18 protein-coding genes and 1 pseudogene are annotated in these 17,230 nt (G+C 63.7%); 10 read left to right on the top strand and 9 right to left on the bottom strand.

Going from position 1 to position 17,230, the window contains the following annotated elements:
* The first annotated feature begins 17 nt into the window (after positions 1–17).
* From DY201_RS06500 to DY201_RS06540, 9 genes are all read left to right on the top strand, one after another.
* Positions 18–584 (top strand): GNAT family N-acetyltransferase, encoded by a 567-nt coding sequence (locus DY201_RS06500; protein ID WP_115730493.1) that lies wholly within the window; start codon positions 18–20, stop codon positions 582–584.
* A gap of 298 nt (positions 585–882) precedes the next feature.
* Positions 883–1,326, top strand: a complete 444-nt coding sequence (locus tag DY201_RS06505) for an SRPBCC family protein (RefSeq protein ID WP_115733632.1) — start codon at positions 883–885, stop codon at positions 1,324–1,326.
* Positions 1,292–1,786, top strand: a complete 495-nt coding sequence (locus DY201_RS06510; RefSeq protein ID WP_342635173.1) for an SRPBCC family protein — start codon at positions 1,292–1,294, stop codon at positions 1,784–1,786. The genes DY201_RS06505 and DY201_RS06510 overlap by 35 nt, the downstream gene beginning before the upstream one ends.
* 208 nt (positions 1,787–1,994) lie before the next feature.
* Positions 1,995–2,432: a VOC family protein gene (locus DY201_RS06515; protein ID WP_115733634.1), complete on the top strand. Its 438-nt coding sequence runs from the start codon at positions 1,995–1,997 to the stop codon at positions 2,430–2,432.
* A 383-nt stretch (positions 2,433–2,815) separates the two neighbouring features.
* Positions 2,816–3,811, top strand: coding sequence for a ribosome small subunit-dependent GTPase A (rsgA, locus tag DY201_RS06520; protein ID WP_115730494.1), 996 nt, complete (start codon positions 2,816–2,818; stop codon positions 3,809–3,811).
* A gap of 211 nt (positions 3,812–4,022) precedes the next feature.
* On the top strand, positions 4,023–5,711 hold the full coding sequence (locus tag DY201_RS06525) for a sensor histidine kinase (protein ID WP_131922330.1): 1,689 nt from the start codon (positions 4,023–4,025) through the stop codon (positions 5,709–5,711).
* 57 nt (positions 5,712–5,768) lie between these two features.
* Positions 5,769–6,356 (top strand): response regulator transcription factor, encoded by a 588-nt coding sequence (locus DY201_RS06530; protein ID WP_115730496.1) that lies wholly within the window; start codon positions 5,769–5,771, stop codon positions 6,354–6,356.
* Positions 6,357–6,644: 288 nt separating this feature from the next.
* Complete coding sequence (locus DY201_RS06535; protein WP_115730497.1) at positions 6,645–7,133, top strand: GlcG/HbpS family heme-binding protein; 489 nt, start codon at positions 6,645–6,647, stop codon at positions 7,131–7,133.
* A gap of 223 nt (positions 7,134–7,356) precedes the next feature.
* The gene (locus DY201_RS06540; RefSeq protein ID WP_115730498.1) at positions 7,357–8,058 is read left to right on the top strand and encodes a DUF1013 domain-containing protein; all 702 of its coding nucleotides are present in this window, start codon (positions 7,357–7,359) and stop codon (positions 8,056–8,058) included.
* A gap of 97 nt (positions 8,059–8,155) precedes the next feature.
* Here the strand turns inward: DY201_RS06540 and DY201_RS06545 are convergent, their stop codons facing one another.
* The 3 genes and pseudogenes from DY201_RS06545 to DY201_RS06555 all read right to left on the bottom strand — a co-directional run bounded on the left by DY201_RS06545 (position 8,156) and on the right by DY201_RS06555 (position 12,166).
* Positions 8,156–9,625, bottom strand: a complete 1,470-nt coding sequence (locus DY201_RS06545) for a serine hydrolase (RefSeq protein WP_115730499.1) — start codon at positions 9,623–9,625, stop codon at positions 8,156–8,158.
* Positions 9,626–9,937: 312 nt separating this feature from the next.
* Positions 9,938–10,469: pseudogene (locus DY201_RS06550) on the bottom strand (dihydrofolate reductase family protein).
* A 227-nt stretch (positions 10,470–10,696) separates the two neighbouring features.
* Positions 10,697–12,166, bottom strand: coding sequence for a serine hydrolase (locus DY201_RS06555; protein WP_115733635.1), 1,470 nt, complete (start codon positions 12,164–12,166; stop codon positions 10,697–10,699).
* 202 nt (positions 12,167–12,368) lie between these two features.
* Here DY201_RS06555 and DY201_RS06560 point away from each other — a divergent pair, with 202 nt between their 5' ends.
* Positions 12,369–13,172, top strand: coding sequence for a class I SAM-dependent methyltransferase (locus DY201_RS06560; RefSeq protein WP_115730500.1), 804 nt, complete (start codon positions 12,369–12,371; stop codon positions 13,170–13,172).
* Between the two features lie 36 nt (positions 13,173–13,208).
* On the opposite strand, the gene DY201_RS06565 is transcribed toward DY201_RS06560, so the two are convergent.
* From DY201_RS06565 to DY201_RS06585, 6 genes are all read right to left on the bottom strand, one after another.
* Entirely contained in the window at positions 13,209–13,643 is a 435-nt protein-coding gene (locus tag DY201_RS06565; RefSeq protein ID WP_115730501.1) for a GFA family protein, read from the bottom strand.
* Between the two features lie 133 nt (positions 13,644–13,776).
* Positions 13,777–14,493 (bottom strand): helix-turn-helix transcriptional regulator, encoded by a 717-nt coding sequence (locus DY201_RS06570; protein ID WP_115730502.1) that lies wholly within the window; start codon positions 14,491–14,493, stop codon positions 13,777–13,779.
* Between the two features lie 184 nt (positions 14,494–14,677).
* Positions 14,678–15,289, bottom strand: coding sequence for a DJ-1/PfpI family protein (locus DY201_RS06575; protein ID WP_115730503.1), 612 nt, complete (start codon positions 15,287–15,289; stop codon positions 14,678–14,680).
* Between the two features lie 28 nt (positions 15,290–15,317).
* On the bottom strand, positions 15,318–15,491 hold the full coding sequence (locus DY201_RS28940) for a hypothetical protein (RefSeq protein WP_165915917.1): 174 nt from the start codon (positions 15,489–15,491) through the stop codon (positions 15,318–15,320).
* 95 nt (positions 15,492–15,586) lie between these two features.
* Positions 15,587–16,372, bottom strand: coding sequence for an SDR family NAD(P)-dependent oxidoreductase (locus DY201_RS06580; protein ID WP_115730504.1), 786 nt, complete (start codon positions 16,370–16,372; stop codon positions 15,587–15,589).
* Positions 16,373–16,475: 103 nt separating this feature from the next.
* Entirely contained in the window at positions 16,476–17,126 is a 651-nt protein-coding gene (locus DY201_RS06585) for a glutathione S-transferase family protein (protein WP_115730505.1), read from the bottom strand.
* Positions 17,127–17,230: the final 104 nt, after the last annotated feature.

Below are 17,230 nucleotides of genomic sequence, written 5' to 3' on the forward strand. Positions count from 1 at the left end.
CAGGTCGAAAATGCCTTATGGAATCAGTCCGATTTCCTAAGCTCACGACGCCAAGGCTCGTGCTCCGGGCGCCGAGTGAACGGGATATCCCAGCATGGTTTGCGCGCGCGACGGATGTCGAGTCCGCCTCCCTTGCCGGCGATCCCGATCCGGCAGACATAAGCGCAGGCGCGCAATGGTTCGCCCGTTCGCGTCAGCGGTTCGCTGACGGCAAGGCGATCAAGTGGTCCATAGACCAAGTGGGAGTATCTGACGCAATCGGGACGATCACCCTGTCTTTCGGCGCAACCGACGCCAAGACAGCCGCATTGGGATTTGTGCTGGCGCGTGCGCATTGGGGGCAGGGACTGGGCAGCGAGGCGGCGCGCGAAGTCCTCCGCTACGCCTTTGAAAGTCTGACGATTCAACAGGTGACGGCCGAGGCGGTTGTGCGCAATTTCGCGTCGCTGCGTATTTTGGCGAAGCTCGGCTTCAAACACATCGAAAGCTACATTGATGAGTCCGACGGCGAGCGCTGCGAGCGGCTTGCACTCGATGGACACATCGGAAAGGCACTCTTGTCGAGCAACAAGATGCCGGACTGATAGGCTTTGATCCATCCGCCAACAGCGATTGTTTGTGCTGTTTGGATACGTAGAGAGCTCGCGAAACGTCCGCTTGCGGGTGACTTCAGCCTACCGGGTTGACCGGCAGCTCACGGCCCCGCCCCTGCCACTCGGCGGCGCGCCGCATGTCGGCCGTACCGAACTCTATCGGCGCTTCAGCTTCAAGCACACCGCCATATTGCGCGCCCCGTGAGAGCCTCTGGCAAAAAAATGAGTTCGATTGTCGGCAGACGCACTGTTTGTTCGTCCTAGGGGAGCTCAATGAATGGAGGTGACCATGCCCAACACTTTAAAGCTGCACCGGGTCTTTGCCACGAAACCCGAAAAGATCTACCGCGCATTTCTGGAACCCGACGCGATTGCGAGTTGGCTCCCGCCCTTCGGCTTTACCTGTACGGTCCATGAGCTCGAGGCGCGGGAAGGCGGCAAGCACAGAATGTCCTTCCGAAACTTCGCCACCGGGCAAAGCCATTCTTTCGGCGGCACTTATCTGAAACTCGTTCCCGGCGAGACGCTCGTCTATAGCGATGTCTTCGATGATCCGAACCTTCCGGGCGAGATGAAAGTGACGGTCACGCTAAGGGCCGTCTCCGTCGGAACTGACATGACGGTGGTTCAGGAGAACGTGCCCGATCTGATCCCCGTCGAGGCATGCTACCTCGGCTGGCAAGAGTCCCTGCGCAAGCTTGCCAAACTCGTCGAACCCGAAATCACGCAATGAACTGCCCGCGAAATCTCATCCAACTGGGACAACAAGGATTCCAAAAGTGACCATCCAGCAGATCACCATTGCCACCACGATTGCGGCGCCGATCGAGCGCGTCTGGGAGGCCTACACGACACCCGCTGACATCACGCAGTGGAATTTCGCTTCCGACGACTGGTGTTGCCCAAGCGCCGAAGCTGACCTGAGGGTCGGCGGTCGCTACAAGGCGCGCATGGAAGCCAAGGACGGCAGTTTCGGTTTCGACTTCGAGGCAGTGTACGACGAGATCGAACCGTACAAGGCCATCACATTAGCGATGGGCGACGGGCGCAAGGCGCGGACGATATTTGATGCCACCGAAAATGGCACGAAGGTGACCACGATGTTCGATGCCGAGACGCAGAATTCCATCGAGATGCAGCGCGACGGCTGGCAGGCGATCCTGAACAATTTCCGCAGTTATGTTGAAAAGTGACGCCACTTCGGCCGACCGACGCCATGCCTTGCGCTTCCAGGCACTCTAAGGGTCCTTTGTTGCCTTCAAGCGTCCCGGGAATGACTGACTGGCACCGTTCCCGATCGAGACGATCGGGGGCGTTTCTCGCTGGGATCTGGAAATTTTTTCCACCTGGCAAGCTGTTTTGTGAGTTTGCGATTTGGACGACATTTTGGAGATTGGACACATGGCGCTCAAACGGATGGACAATGTAGGAATCGTCGTCGATGACCTCGAAGGGGCGATTGATTTCTTTCGCGAGCTCGGCCTCGAGCTCGAAGGGCGGGCCATGATCGAAGGAGAATGGGCCGGACTTGTCACTGGACTGGGCGATCAACGGGTCGAGATCGCCATGATGCGCACACCGGACGGCCACAGCCGGCTCGAGCTCTCCCGCTTCCTGGTGCCGGAAGTCGTCGGAGATCACCGCAACGCCCCGGTCAACGCGCTTGGCTACCTCCGCGTCATGTTCACCGTGGACGACATCAACGAGACGCTTGAAAGGCTTCGCCATCGCGGGGCGCAGCTCGTAGGCGAAGTCGTCGACTATAAAGACGCGTATCGGCTCTGCTACATCCGCGGGCCCGGAGGGCTGCTCATCGGGCTCGCCCAAGAACTTAAATAAGCGCAAGAGGCAATATCAAAGGCTGCAATCTCTGCGAAGACGGTTGCCGCATGGCAGCTATCCCCTGACCGGCCGAAAGAGCGGACCAACCGCTTGCGTTTCCTTAGTGAGCGCTCAGGTGCCGCCGCTTAGGCGGCTTGCTGCGCCGTCGCTTCGGACCCGCCCAAGGCAATGTGCCGGACGCATATGCGAGCAAAGACTTTGAGGCACGTGGGCGGGCGGCTTGTACCGACAGCCGTTTCCCGTATGCACGGGCTGCCTACGTTGTCCTAGGGGGCGTTGTACTAGGGGGCGTCGTGCTAGGGTCGTTGTGCTAGGGTCGCGGTTTGAAGTCGGCGGCGTCTCTGCCGCCTCAGGCATATGCACGGGCTTGGACAAGGGAAATGGCATTGACAGAACCGACACACAAGGCAGCGCTCATCGGGTTGGGTTGGTCTTCCTTCTTTGGTGACCAGGTCGGCGAAGACGAGGCCAGCCTTGTTCCCGTTCGCATCGCCCATGTCCATCGCGCGCGAATGAGCGGGCAATCCATCAATGGCGCGGTCGATCTCATTCTGCCGGCCAACAGTATCAGCGGCGATTATGCGGTGGGCGATTTCGTGCTCGCCGACCCAGGCGATTTCCTCGTGCGACGGCGGCTCGCGCGCGCTTCGCTTCTCACCCGGCGTATGGCGGACGGCAGCACACAGCTGTCCGGCGCCAATATCGACACGCTCTTCATTGTCACCTCCTGCAATGGCGATTTCAACGTGCCACGGCTCGAGCGCTATCTCGCCATGGCAGGCCAGGCTGAAATCGCGCCAGTCCTTGTTCTGACCAAGGCCGACACGGCCAATGACGCCGCCCCCTTTCTCGCGCAAGCAGCCGAGTTGGCGCGCGACCTGCCGGTGGTGGTCGTCGATCCGCGAGCGCCCGACGCATTGGCAAAGCTGCAGACCTGGTTTGGCGTGGGCAAGACGGTGGCGCTGACCGGGTCGTCGGGGGTAGGCAAGTCGACGCTGGTCAACACGCTAGCCGCCTCGGGCGGCGCCACAGCCCAACTCACCGGCGCCATTCGAGTCCATGATTCAACTGGGCGGCACACGACGACGGCGCGCTCGCTCCATCCGGTCGCAGGCGGCGGGTGGGTGCTCGATTCTCCCGGGATTCGCACGTTGCATCTGGGCGAGATGGCCGAGGGGCTGGATGTGGTGTTCGCCGAAATCATCGAACTGGCGACCCAATGCAAGTTCAATGATTGCACGCACTCCCATGAGCCTTCCTGCGCCGTGCTCGCCGCCCTTGCGCGTGGCAGCATCGATGCCAAGCGGTTTTCGCGCTGGCGTAAGTTGCATGATGAAAACACTGCCGCCAGCGCGCCGAAGCGCGGCCGTCGCTGAAGTTATGACGCCATGCGACCGCCATGAGGCCGGCCGCCACATATCGCTCTCTGACGGCATCGCTTCGAATCCAGACAGTCTCCTTCCGGCCCCAAGCAGGACATGGCTACATCGCCCTACTAGGGTAATTCTTCGCCAAACAGGCACGTCGTTCCCTTCTGACCGGTCCGCGACTATGGTGGCACCAATTTCTGGCCAGTATTGACCCCACGTGTCCCAACCCCTCTCCAATCCCCGCCTCCTCGGCCTCGCGCTTTGGCTCGCCGCACTGATAGCTTTCGTCGTCGTGTCGGTGGAGACGTCGCGGACGCGTATGGGGGACGAGCTGGAGGTGACGGGGCGGACGCTGCACCGGCTGATCTCGCAGCGGGTGGCTCAGCATGATGCGCATCTGACCACGCTGATCGCGCTGTCGAGCGGGGCTGAGCCGGCGCCCGATGGCGCCGTGCGGCAGGTGATGGAGAGCATCTCGCGCTTTTATCCCCGCATCGCCTGGCTGGCGCTGGTCTCGCTCGAACCGGAGGGAGTTGCCAGCGACGCCGTGGACGGAGGTCGAGGATCAGCCGAGGCAGGCAACTCTGCGACTTCGCGGTCGGCAGGCGTTGCCACTTCGACTATGGCCGTGCGCGAGGTTGTTGATGTACCCGCAGGCGGTGGGGTCGATCTGGCGCCACGCGCGGTGGAGATTGCGGCGCAGCTACGCGGCAGGCCGAGCGTCTACGCCGCGGGCGACGGTCGTTATCTTCTGGCCAAGCGCGCGCCGGAACCTTCCGACCACGCCGTCGTGCTAACGATCGATGCCGCCAGGCTTCTGGAGCCGGAGGAGCGGCCCGGCTTTGCCCATCTGAGGATCAGCCTTGACGGTGCCGACCTGGTGGCCCTGCCGGCCGATGTGTCGTTCGGGCCTGGGGTCTCGTGGCTAAAGCCGCCGCATTTCGAGAAGGTGATCGATGGCGAGGGGCAGCGGCTGTTGTTGTCGCTCGACAGGTCACTGCCTTTGGCGGCACTGGTGCCGCCGGGACGGTTGCTGGGCTTTGCCATGGTGGCCGGTCTGTTGGCTGCGGCCTTGAGCTTCGGGCTCGGGCAGCGGGCGGCAGTGAAGCGCTCCGAGCTTGCCGCGCGCGAGGCCGAGGAGCGGCTGGCCGTGCAGGAGCGGGAGACGCTGTTGGCACATGCCTCGCGCGTCAACGCCATGGGCGAGCTGGCATCCGGTATCGCCCATGAATTGACGCAGCCGCTGACCGCACTTCTGAGCCGCAGCCAGGCGGCACTTCGCCTGTCGCGGGCGGACAAGCCCGACATGGCGATGATCTCGCAGGCGCTCGACGTCAATGTGCGCGAGGCCAAGCGTGCCGGCGAGATGCTGAAGCGGATGCGCGACTATGCCTCCAACAAGGCGCCTGAACGGGCGCGGCAGGACCTGAACGCCATCGTGGCCGAAGTGGTGGCGCTGACCCGCACCGATCTCGAGCGGCGCGGGGTGGCCTTGGTGCTGGAACTCGGACAGCCAACGCCGGAGGCGGTGGTCGATGCGATCGAGATTGAGCAGGTCCTGCACAACCTGATCCGCAACGCGGCGGAGGCGCTGGACAGTGCCGGGACCGCCGGGGCGCGGATTTCCATCACGACCAAGGACGTTAGCGCGGAAGCGAAGATCGAGGTGTCGGACAACGGGCCGGGCATCGCTCCCGACGTGCTGCCGAAACTGTTTGTGCCATTCTTCACCACCAAGGCCGACGGCATGGGGCTGGGGCTTTCCTTGTGCCAGACGCTGGTGGAGCGGGTCGATGGCCGGATCGAGGCCGGCAACGCGGCCGGTGGCGGGGCGCGGTTCGTGATTACGCTGCCGCGCGCATCGGTCGGACGATCCGACGCGATTTCGGGCAAGCACGATGGCTAGGCTGAACAGGTGCCGGAGCGTTGTTGATGTTTCCGCTGCGGTGCGGGGAGTGACGGCATGAGCAGGTATCAGGTCTATCTGATCGACGACGACGAGGCGGTGCGCGAGGCGCTGGCGTTCCTGCTCGGCACCTATGGAATTTCGGTAGAGACCTTCGGCGACCCCAAGACGTTTCTGGCGCATGTCGACGACGGCAAGCCCGGCGTGATTGTCGTCGACCTGCGCATGCCCGAGGTGTCGGGGCTGCAACTGCACCAGAAGCTCAGCGAGCGCGGCATCGACTGGCCGACGGTCATGATAACAGGCCATGGCGACGTCGCCGCCTGTCGCCGTGCCTTCAAGGCCGGCATCCAGGATTTCCTGACCAAGCCTGTCGATGGCGAGGTGCTCGTCGAAGCGCTGCAACAGGGGTTTTCGAGCCTCGACGCCCGGCTGGAAAAGCGCGAGGCGCGGACGCTTTTGGCGAAATTGACCGAGCGCGAGCGCGAGGTGCTCGACATGGTGGCGCGGGGTTGGGCGAGCAAGGAGATCGCGACCACGCTCGAGGTCTCGGCCCGCACCATCGACGCGCATCGGGCGAAGATCGCCGAGAAGCTGGGCACAAGCTCGGTGGCCGAACAGGTGCGGCTGGCGCTGATTTCCTGAGCGGGCATGACCTTGGCTGAAAGCCGGCACCGCTTTGGGAACATACCCGGAGGGGCATGACCCCAAGAACCGGTTTCCACTTTTTGGGTCATGCTTAGAAAGGCATAACCCTGTCCAAAACCCGGTTTCCACTTTTTGGGGTCATGCCGTAGCGGTCGCAGCAGTAGGTAATCCTACCTAGGGCAGGTGGTGGCATCGCGGATTCAGCGTGGCGGCGGTTCGGCGTAGTTCTGGCCTCGGACAAGCAAGACGCTTTCTCCTAAGCAACATCAGGACAGGAACCCAGTCATGATCAAGAGCATTTTCCTCGCCGCCGCTGCCACCGTCGCCCTCAATGGGGCTGCTTCCGCACAGGTGCTGACCGAGAAGAACATCTCGTCGAGCCTCGCCGTCGAGATCGCCCAGAACGCGGTCGCCGCCTGCGCTGCCGACAAGTACAATGTGACCGCTGCCGTGGTTGACCGTGCAGGCGTGCTGCGCGCCCTCGTTCGCTCCGACAATGCCGGCACGCACACGGTTTCGGCTGCCCAGGACAAGGCCTTCACCTCGGCCTCGTCGCGGACGCCTACCTCCAAGATGGCCGAGAACGTTGCCAAGAACCCGGGCGCTGCCGGTCTCGTCGACATTGACGGCTTCCTGGTGCTTGCTGGCGGCATGCCGATCAAGGCTGGTGACGCTGTCATCGGCGCCATCGGCGTCGGCGGCGCACCCGGCGGCAACTTCGACGAAGCTTGTGCGGTTGCAGCCATCGAGAAGGCCGCCGACAAGCTGAAGTAAGCCTGTCCGGCATCCGTGCCGGCACGAACGAAGCCCCGTTTCCCGCTAGGGGAGGCGGGGCTTTTTCGTGCGCCGGCGCCGGCGATCGGGCTCGTTTGCCGGCGGTTCCAAAATCGTTGCGGTGGCGGGCGAATGCGTCTATATACGGGCCGAATTTCCCATTTTCTGGTGGTCTGACCACCGCCCGCGTGAGGGACGCGGGCGAGCGAAGAGGATATATCGCATGGCCAATACGCTGCTTATGCCCAAGGCGACCGCCGTCTGGCTGGTCGACAACACAGCGCTTTCGTTCGACCAGATCGCGCAGTTCTGCTCGCTGCACCCGCTCGAAGTGAAGGCGATCGCCGACGGCGAATCGGCCCAGGGCATCAAGGGCATGGATCCGATCATGACCGGCCAGCTGACGCGCGCCGAGATCGCCAAGGGCGAGGGCGACATCAACCACCGCCTCAAGCTGTCGGACCCCAAGGTCCGCGTGCCGGAGACCAAGCGCAAGGGCCCGCGCTACACGCCGCTGTCGAAGCGCCAGGATCGTCCGAACGCCATCTACTGGCTGGTCAAGAACCATCCCGAGCTCAAGGACGCGCAGATCTCGCGCCTCGTCGGCACCACCAAGGCGACGATCGAGCAGATCCGTGAACGCAAGCACTGGAACATGGCGACGCTGACGCCGCTCGATCCGGTGGCGCTCGGCCTGTGCTCGCAGATCGACCTCGACATCGAAGTGCAGCGCGCCTCGCGCGGCCGCGAAGCCCCGGCACCGACCGGCGACACCTTGCTGCCGGCCTCGCTGACCGAGCGCCTGACGCCCGAGCAGGCCGCACCCAAGGACGAGGACAAGGAACTCGACGCCAACGCCGTGTTCGCCAAGCTCTCGGCCCTGCGCTCGAAGACGCCCGATGAGGACGAAGACGATAAGTTCTGAGGATTGCTCCTCGCATCGACAAAAAGGCCCCGCATCGACGGGGCCTTTTTCGTGTCCGGGCCGCTGATGCCTTGCGAGGGGCAGCCTGGCCGGCAGCCTAGTCCGACAGCCGGGCCGCGGGCATGTCGCGGCCGAAGCGGTGCAGGACAAGACTTGGTGACCGGTTCGATGCCGGGGCTGCGAAGGTGATGGCCGCCTCGACTTCCTTGTAGAAGAAGCGGTGCCCGCCTTCGGCGAATAGCTGCATTTTCGGCTGGCCGCTGAACTGGGCGTAGAGTGCGTCGTCCTCGCGCAGGACCGTGAGAACCACGTCGGGCGCGAGCTGGTAGCGGCCGGTATAGGTATCGAACAGGCTGGCATCGGTGGCGACCTCGCTGTGCCGCGGCTTGGCCCTTGTCAGCGGAATCTCGCGATTGAGCAGATGCAGGCCGATGTCGCTGACGCCTGTATTGGCGTTGGACAGGACGACGACACCGGTGCGCGAAGCGGGATGGAAACCGATGAAGGCGCTGTAGCCGCCGGTACCACCATCATGCCAGGCGATCTCGCCATTGCTGCTTTGGGTGATGAACCAGCCAAGGGCGGCTGAGGTTTCCTGTTCGCCGATTGCCCGCCGTGTCGCCAGCGTGGCGGCAAGGGCGGTGGTCAGCGGCGTCCTGTTCTTGTTGACCGTCACCTGCAGCAGCTCGAGCAGGTCGTTGGCGCTCGAGCGCAGGGCACCGGCCCCCGCAAAGGCCGGCAGGTCCCAGTTGGGAACGATCTCCAGCGTCTCGTTATGGCCGGTTGCCATGCGTTTGCCGAGACGCGGCGCAAGTTCGATTGCGGTGCTGCGCATGGCCAGCGGGCCAACGATTCGCTCCTGGACGAGGGCTTCGTAGCTCTTTCCGGCGCGGTGGGCGAGGGCCTGGCCCAACAGGGCCGAGCCGAGGTTCGAATACTCATATTCGGCGCCGATGTCGCGCGGCAGCTCGTAGCCCGACACGAAGGCATACATCTCGTCGATCGTGTAATCTGCATAAGGGTTGGTCTCGTCGGTCGGCCCGATATTGTCTGGCATGCGCGGCAGGCCAGAGGTCTGTGTCGCGAGGTCGACGAGCGTGATCGCCTTGCCGCCCCGTTCGGGCAGGGCGACGTTCATCGGCAAATATTCGGCCACCGGGTCGTTCAGGGCGACCTCGCCGCGCGCCGCCATGTCGGCGAGCAAAAGTCCGGTGAACACCTTGGTCACCGAGCCGATCTCGAAAATGGTGTCGCCGTCGACCGGACGCGGGTCGAGGCCGCCGAAGTCGCCATGGGCTATGATGCTGCGTCCGTGCGGTCCGATGGTGCCGACGACGATGCCGACGCTTTGCCTCTGAACGTCGATCCGGTCGGCGAGGATATGGCGGATTTCCGCAGCCGTGGCGAGCTGGTCCGGCGAAGCGCTGGCGGCTGCCGCCACGACGATCGGCCGGTCCTGCTTGCGATCGAGATAGAGCAGGCCGCCGGCCACGGCGGCAACCGTGAAAATCACGGCGGTTGCGGTCAGCGCAGCTGAAAGTGCCGAGGGTGTCCTGAAGCGTTTCATTTGGATGCTGTCTCTGAGCGCGTGTTCCGGCACGACGTGCACATCAAACCGCACTGTCTGGTCCCGACAGATTGCAAGAGCATTGCGGCTGACCGCGCGCGGGCTGACAGATTTTTGCAGACGTCAGTGGCGCTCGGAGACGAGGCCTCGGTCGTTGCCGCCAAGTACTGACTTCGGCCGACTGCCTTTGGGGCCGACTGCCTTTGGCAATGTCAGTGCAGCGCCGGCTGTCCGGTCGCCGGCCAAAAAGGGGAAAACGCGAGCCAAAGCGGGTCTGACGCGTCGACGCAGTCCGTCTGGCGAGACGTCCGATCAAGCAGGAACGTATGTCAGCCTGATCACGTCCTCGCCAATGCGATCGGTGAAAACAAGGCGGAGTGGCGGCCGGGGGCCGGCGAAGAACGGCTTGCCGCGACCAAGCACGACGGGGTGGAAGTAGAGTCGATACTCATCGATAAGGCCGAGGTCGGTCAGGCTTCGCGCCAGGTCTGGTCCGGAAACTGCGATCTCCCCAACGAGCCGAGCCTTCAGCTCGCCTATCACCGCCTCGAGGTCATCCTCGACAAGCGTGGCGTTGGGGCCGACTGACTTCAACGAGCGCGACACGACCCATTTCGGTTGGCGCCGCCACGCCGCCGCGAATTCGCGTTGCTCCGCACTCCATTCAGGACGGTCTTCGTCCCAATAGGGCATGATCTCGTACATGCGGCGACCGTACACACTGCCCGCCAGGTCGCGCACGTGTTCTATCCAGTGACGAAAGAGCACGGGGTCAGGCGCAAATTCCTGGTGGGTCGACGTAGCCATCCAGGGACTGGTTCATTCCAAAGACGAGCTTCGCCATGCTGCACAATCTCCGCCGCAGGGACTCAGAATAGCTTGAGGCGACATTGCGCAAAAGTGAGGTTGGGCCGCACGCCGCTTTGTCGGAGTGACGAACTGCCAAATCACAGCTGACCACCCTCGTGCGACCTTCGAATTTCTGCTTCCGGGCGAACACCCGGCCTTCCGCCTCAAAGCAAAAAGGCCCCGCATCGACGGGGCCTTTCCTTTGCATGTGGGCTGGGTAGATCAGTCGGCCAGTCGCGGCGCCGACACGTCGTTGCCGAACTGGTGCAATGTCAGGCTTGGCGATGGGCCAGTGTCGGCGGGCACGAAGGTGATCGCGCCCTCGACATCCTTGTAGAAGTAGCGATGCCCGCCCTCGGGGAACAGGCGAAACTTCGGCTGGCCGGTCAGCTGGGCAAACAGCTTGTCGCCGTCGCGCGTGATGTCGAAGACCATCTCGGGTGCCAGCTGGTAGCGGCCGGTATAGCCGTCGAGCAGCTTGGGGTCGATGACGGCCTCGACCGGCTTCGGCTTCGGCTCGGCAAGTGGGATGTCCCGGTTGAGCAGGTGCATGCCGATATCGTTGACCCCGGCGTCGGAGTTGGAGAGCACGACGATTCCGGTGCTGGACGTAGGGTGGAAGCCGATGAAGGTGGTGAATCCGCCGGTGCCGCCGCTGTGCCAGACGATGTCGCCCGACGAGCTTTCGGTGATCATCCAGGCAAGTCCGATCTGGGTGTCGGCGTTGACCGGCTTGCGCTTGATGCTCGCCGCGGCAACGGCATCGGTGAGCGGGGACTTTTCGGTACCGAGCGCCATTGCCAGGAAATCCAGCAGGTCGTTCGTTGACGAACGCAGCGCACCGGCGCCGGCGAAGGCCGGAAGGTCCCAGTTGGGGACGGGCTGCAGATCGCTATTGTGGCCGGTGGCCATGCGCCCGGCGAGTTCAGGCGAGAGCGTGATTGCGGTGCTCGACATGCCGAGTGGCGTGGTGATCCGCTGGCTGACCAGCGCCTCGTAGTCGACGCCGGCGCGGCGGGCGAGTGCATGGCCGAGCAGGCCGAAGCCGGTGTTGGAATATTCGAAATCGGCGCCGATATCGCGCGGCAACTGGTAGCGTGACAGGAAGCGGTAGAGCTGCTCGGTGGTGTAGGTTGCATAAGGATTGAGCGTGTCCGACGGCTCCAGGTCGTCAGGCAGGCTCGGCAGGCTGGCGCGATGCGTGGCCAGGTCGACGAGGGTGATCGCCTTGCCGCCGCGCTGGGGCACGGTGACGCCTTCGGGCATGTATTTGGCGAGCGGGTCGTTTAGCCCGACTTCGCCGTCGGCCACCATTTCGGCGAGCAGCAGGCCGGTGAAGACCTTGGTGATCGAACCGATCTCGAAAAGCGTGTTGCCGTCGACCGGGCGCGGATCATTGGCGCCGAACTTGCCATGGGCAACGACGCTGCGGCCATGCGGCCCGATCGTGCCGACGACGATGCCGACGCTTTCGGCCCTGAGGTCGACGCGTTCGGCAAGGATCTTGGCGATTTCCGAATCGGCCGGGAATGTATTGGTAGCGCTGTTGGCGGAAGCTGTCGTCACCGTGAAAGGTCTCTCGATCAGTTGGTCAAGATAGAGCAGGCCGCCGGAGAAAGCAGCCACGGTGCAGATTGCGGCGGCGGCAGTCAAGGCGCCTGAAAGCGCTGTTGGTTTTCTCGGTGTCGTCATGTTGTTGCTGTCTCTCGAACAGGCGTTTGGCTTGGGAGCATCGCTCATCTGACAGCTTGAGATTGCAACAGCATTGCGCTGAAACGCCCGGTCAAATGGGCTGCAATCGGCGTTCGGCCAACTTGCCGGTTCGACTTGCCGGTTCGCTGGGGCAGGCGCATGATCGGGCTTCAGCGAACTCGAGATGCCCCCGAGGTGCGAGATGAGCGGGTCCGCCGCGTTCGACGCCTGGAGTGCCGGCAACAGCTATGAGCATTACATGGGCCGGTGGAGCCGGCTGGTGGCGACCAAGTTCGTCGCCTGGCTTGCGCCGCCCGCGCAGGCGGCGTGGCTGGAGATCGGCTGCGGCACCGGCGCATTGACGGCAGCGGTGCTTTCAGGTGCGTCACCGCGCTCGATCGTGTCGATCGATCCCTCAGTCGATTTCATCGCGCATGTCCGCAAAGCGATCGGCGACGGCCGGGCCCGGTTCGAGGTCGCCGATGCGCTGAAGTTGCCGGCGGAGCCGGTCAGCATCGACGTCGTCACCTCCGGACTGGTGCTTAACTTTGTTCCCGACAGGCCGGCAGCCCTTGCCGAAATGCAACGCGTGCTGAAGCCGGGCGGGCTGCTGTCGTTTTATGTCTGGGACTATCCCGGCGGCGGCATCGGCTTCATCCGCCAGTTCTGGCAGGCCGCGATCACCATCGATCCGGCTGCGGCGGAGTTGGGGGAAGGCAAGCGGTTTCCGTTCTGCACCAGGGAAGGGCTTATGGCGCTGTGCCGGGACGCCGGCCTGCGCGACATCGCCATCGCGTCGATGGAGATCGAAACCCGCTTCGCGGATTTCGAGGCGTTCTGGCAGCCTTTCACGCTGGGCGCGGGACCGGCCCCTGGCTATTGCATGAGCCTGAACGACTATCAGCGCGCCAAACTCAAGGCGCGCCTGGCTGAGCGGCTTGGATCGACGGGGCCGATCGACCTCGTGGCGCGTGCCTGGATGGTCAAGGCGAAAACGCCAGGCTGAGCGGCGCGAAAAAGCCCTGCCGCTGCCGATGCGAGCCTATTCGCTGGCGATGAATTTCAGGACACCGGCGATGCCCGATCCTGATGCGCCGCCCTTGCGGTCCGAGGGATGGTTGACGCCGTCCATGACAGGGATCTCGGTGAAGTCGAACGGGCTGATGCCTTCGAGGATGGCGGCGTTGACGCCAAACTGGTTGGGGTTAGAGCGGCGTTGGTGATGGGTGTAGATGCCGCATTTCGAGCAGAAATAGTGCTTCGCGGCCATGGTGTTGAACTGGTAGAGGGTGAGGGTTTCTTCACCCGATACGACATCGATGCCGCCAAGGTCGGCCGACAGGGCGACAGCGCCTTTCATCCGGCAATAGGAGCAGGTGCAGCGCCGCGCGCTGCGCAGGCCGTCCGCCAGCCTGACGCGCAGGCGCACCGTGCCGCAATGGCAGGCGCCGTCAATCTCGTGGATGTCCATGTCCATTGGGCAGTCTCTCCTTCCGCTTCCAAGCCTAGCGGCATGCAGGACGGTTGGGTATTGCCTGCAACTGCCAAAGGAAAGTCCCGGCTTGTCACCGGGACAATTTGGGAGCGGGGGGAGGAAACGCGTTGCGGCGTCAGCCGTGCGAGTTGCGGTCGGGCGCCCCGTAGGATTCGCTGCGTTCGACGCTGCGGTAATAGTCGACGAGCAGCTTGCCGCGCTCGGGCTTGAAGCTGCGGCTGGCCGCGGCGACCGACGAAATGCGGTCGATGCGGAAGGCGCGGAAGTCGTTGCGCATCTCGCACCAGGCGATCAGCGTCCAGACCTTGCCCCAGAACCACAGGCCGAGCGGACGCACCTCGCGGGCCGAGCCGCGCCCAGCCTCGTCATTGTAGTCGAGCTTGAGCACCTGGCGCTTTTCGACAGCGCGCTCGATCAGGTCGATCGCCTCGCGGTCGGCGTCGGAGACCACCCACATCGGTGTGTGGATCTCGGTGCGGGCGATGCGGTCCTTTTCGGAATCGGGAAGGACGGCGCCGATCTTGACCAGCGCCTCGTCGGCGGCGCGTGCCATGGCGGCACCGCCAAAGGCGCGGACCATGCGGGCGCCGGCAACCAATGCGACGATTTCGTCTCGTGTGAACATCAGCGGCGGAAGGTCGAAACCCTCCCTCATCATATAGCCCACCCCGGCCTCGCCATCGATCGGCACACCCGTCGATTGCAGGTCGGCGATGTCGCGATAGATCGTGCGCTCGGAAACCTCGAGCCACGCGCCCAGCTTGTGCGCGGTGACCAGGCGGCCACCTCGGAGATGCTGTACGATCTGGAACAGCCTGTCGGCGCGTCTCATCGATTACCCCTCAAAGTCTCGCGCTGTTCTTGGCCAAGTGGGGGCGCCTGGCGTCGATGACAATGCGCGTCGTCAAAAAGTCGGTCCGGCATACCGCATCGCATCTGGCGCTGGGTGGCACCGAAGACATCGGAATGCGATCTTCTTCATCCTATCATCGCACAGGGCTCCTGACAGCGTATTGTCAGGAGCCGTCACCATGGCCACGTTCGGCCATGGCATGCTCGCGGGCGAACATGGCACGCATCTCGCCGATCTGGCCAACCAGTTCGGGATAGAGCGTCTCGAGGAAGGCCGCGGCGAAGGTGCCGGGTGCCGAACCAGGGGCGGAGACGATGTTGTTGTCGGCGACGGCATGCGGCACGTCCTGGTAGCTTGCGGCGCCTGCATATGCTGGCTCATGTCCGAGAATCCAGTCGCGGCCGTTGGAGGTGTGGGAGACACCTTCGAACAGGCCGGCCCGGGCCAGTGCCAGCGTACCGGCGCAGATGCCGCCGACGACGCCGCCACGCATAGCGACTGCCTTGAGCAGCGGCGCAATGTCAGGTGCGTCCTTCGCCGCCCAGCCATCCGAGCCGATGACGGCAACCGCGTCGAGATCCATGTTTTCCACGGGATCCACGCCGCGCGTCGGCGACAGGCTGAAACCGGCGATCGAGGTCAGAGGCGCCTCGTGCGGCGAAATCGCTACCGCGCGCGCGCCGAACCACTCGACAGCCGAGGCAGCCAGAAGGCCGTATTCCCAGTCGGCATAGCCTTCGATGAACAGGACGCCGATTGTCTTGGGTGCGGTCATGAGCGTGTCCCCTCCGTCGGGCGATATGTCAGTTGCGGTCGGCTCGGCGGGCGTCGAAACGATCGGGCCAGCCGATATCCTTGCGGATGCTTGTCGGCAAAGAATTCATGAGGCGCTCGGTGCGGATCTCATTGTGCATGGTCCTGACCTTGCCGGCATAATGCCTGATGGTGCGAAAGATGACAGGCGTAAACGTGTTCATGGAGGATCCTCCTTATCTTGAATGAGAGGAGTATCGCACACCCCTCCTGACAGCAGTCTGTCAGGAGCAAACGACCGTCTTCGATTATGTTTTCGTCAGCCCTTGGCAGCAACCGTGGTGTTGAGCGCGAGACGCCCGCCATCGGCAAAAATCGTCTGTCCGGTGATGTAGGAAGCATCATCGGAAGCGAGGAAAGCTGCGATCCCTGCGATCTCCTGCGGCTCGCCGATACGGCCGAGCGGGGTGCGCGACAGCATGCGGGCCTTGGCCGCCGGATCGGCCTTGGCGCGAGCCAGCATTTCGGTCGAGATCGAACCGGGACCGATGGCGTTGACGCGGATGCCATAGGGCGCGAGACCAAGCGCCATGACCGTCGTCAACTGGCCGACGCCGCCCTTCGACACGGCATAAGGCACCTGGTCGGGGTTGGCGACGACCGAATTGATCGACGACATGTTGATGATGGTGCCCGGGTTGCCGCCCGCCTTGACCCGTTCGACCATGATGCGGGCGACCGCCTGGCCGACAAGGAAGGAGCCCTTGAGGTTGATCCGGAGCACGCGGTCGAAATCGTCCTCGGCGAGGTCGAGGAAATCGGCCTGATGGTCGATGCCGGCATTGTTGACCAGCACGTCGACGTCGCCGAAGGCGTCGATCGTCGAGGCGACGAGATTGTGGACGTCAAGGCGCTTGCCGACATCGGCGCGAACGAAACGCGCCTGGCCGAGCTTTTCCAGATCGCGCTCGGCGGCATTGCCCTGCTCATTGTCGATGTCAGCGATGACGACACGTGCGCCCTCGCGCAGGAAGCGCTCGGCGATGGCATAGCCGATGCCCCTGGCGCCGCCGGTGATGATCGCGGTCTTGCCGTCGAGCTTCATTTTCCGCTCCTGCCCTTGTCGCCGTAAAGGCGAATCCAGTCGCGGACAGTGGCGGGAAGGGCGAGAGCGGTCAACGGGGAGGGTGTCGCGACCGCCGTCTTGCTCAGCCGCCCGATGCGGCGGTGAAAACCGCCAGTTGGGCCTCGTACGAACGCTTGTAGGCGGGACGCGCCTGGCCGCGCGCGACATAGGCGGCGAGGTTTGGATAATCCTCCACTATGCCATCGCCCTCCAGCCGGCGCAGCACCATCACCATCGTGAGGTCACCGGCGCTGAAGGCGCCATCGAGCCATTCGGCGTCGCCAAGCCTATTGGACAGCTGGTCCATCCGGACGCGGATGCGATCCTTGAGCATCGGGATCCGCTCCGCGAGCCAGGGCTTGTCGCCCTCCACAAAAGGCGCCTGTTCGAGCTCGACGATCGGTGGTTCGACCGTATTGAGCGCGGCAAACATCCAGGCGATGGCGCGTGCCCGGGCATTGGCTTGTTTGGGCAGCAGCCCGGCGTGGCGTTCGGCGATATGCAAGATGATGGCGCCCGACTCGAACAGCACGAGGTCGCCCTCCTCATAGGTCGGGATCTGCCCGAACGGATGACGCGCCAGATGCGCCGGCTGCTTCATCGCCTTGAACGAAACAAGACGGACATCGTAAGGCAGGCCCACTTCCTCGAGCGCCCAGCGCACGCGCATGTCACGCGCCAGTCCCTGGCCTTCGTCAGGCGAAGCCTCAAAAGCGGTGATAGTGGGCGTCATTGGGCGGCTCCGGGTTGGTGCGTATCCTTGCATCTTGCCTCCAGAGGACGAATGGCGCCTGTGCTTACCGACATGTTGGCCCATGCTTTTTGTCGTCTCGTCTT

This window comes from Aminobacter aminovorans (assembly GCF_900445235.1).
Classification (GTDB): Bacteria; Pseudomonadota; Alphaproteobacteria; order Rhizobiales; family Rhizobiaceae; genus Aminobacter; species Aminobacter aminovorans.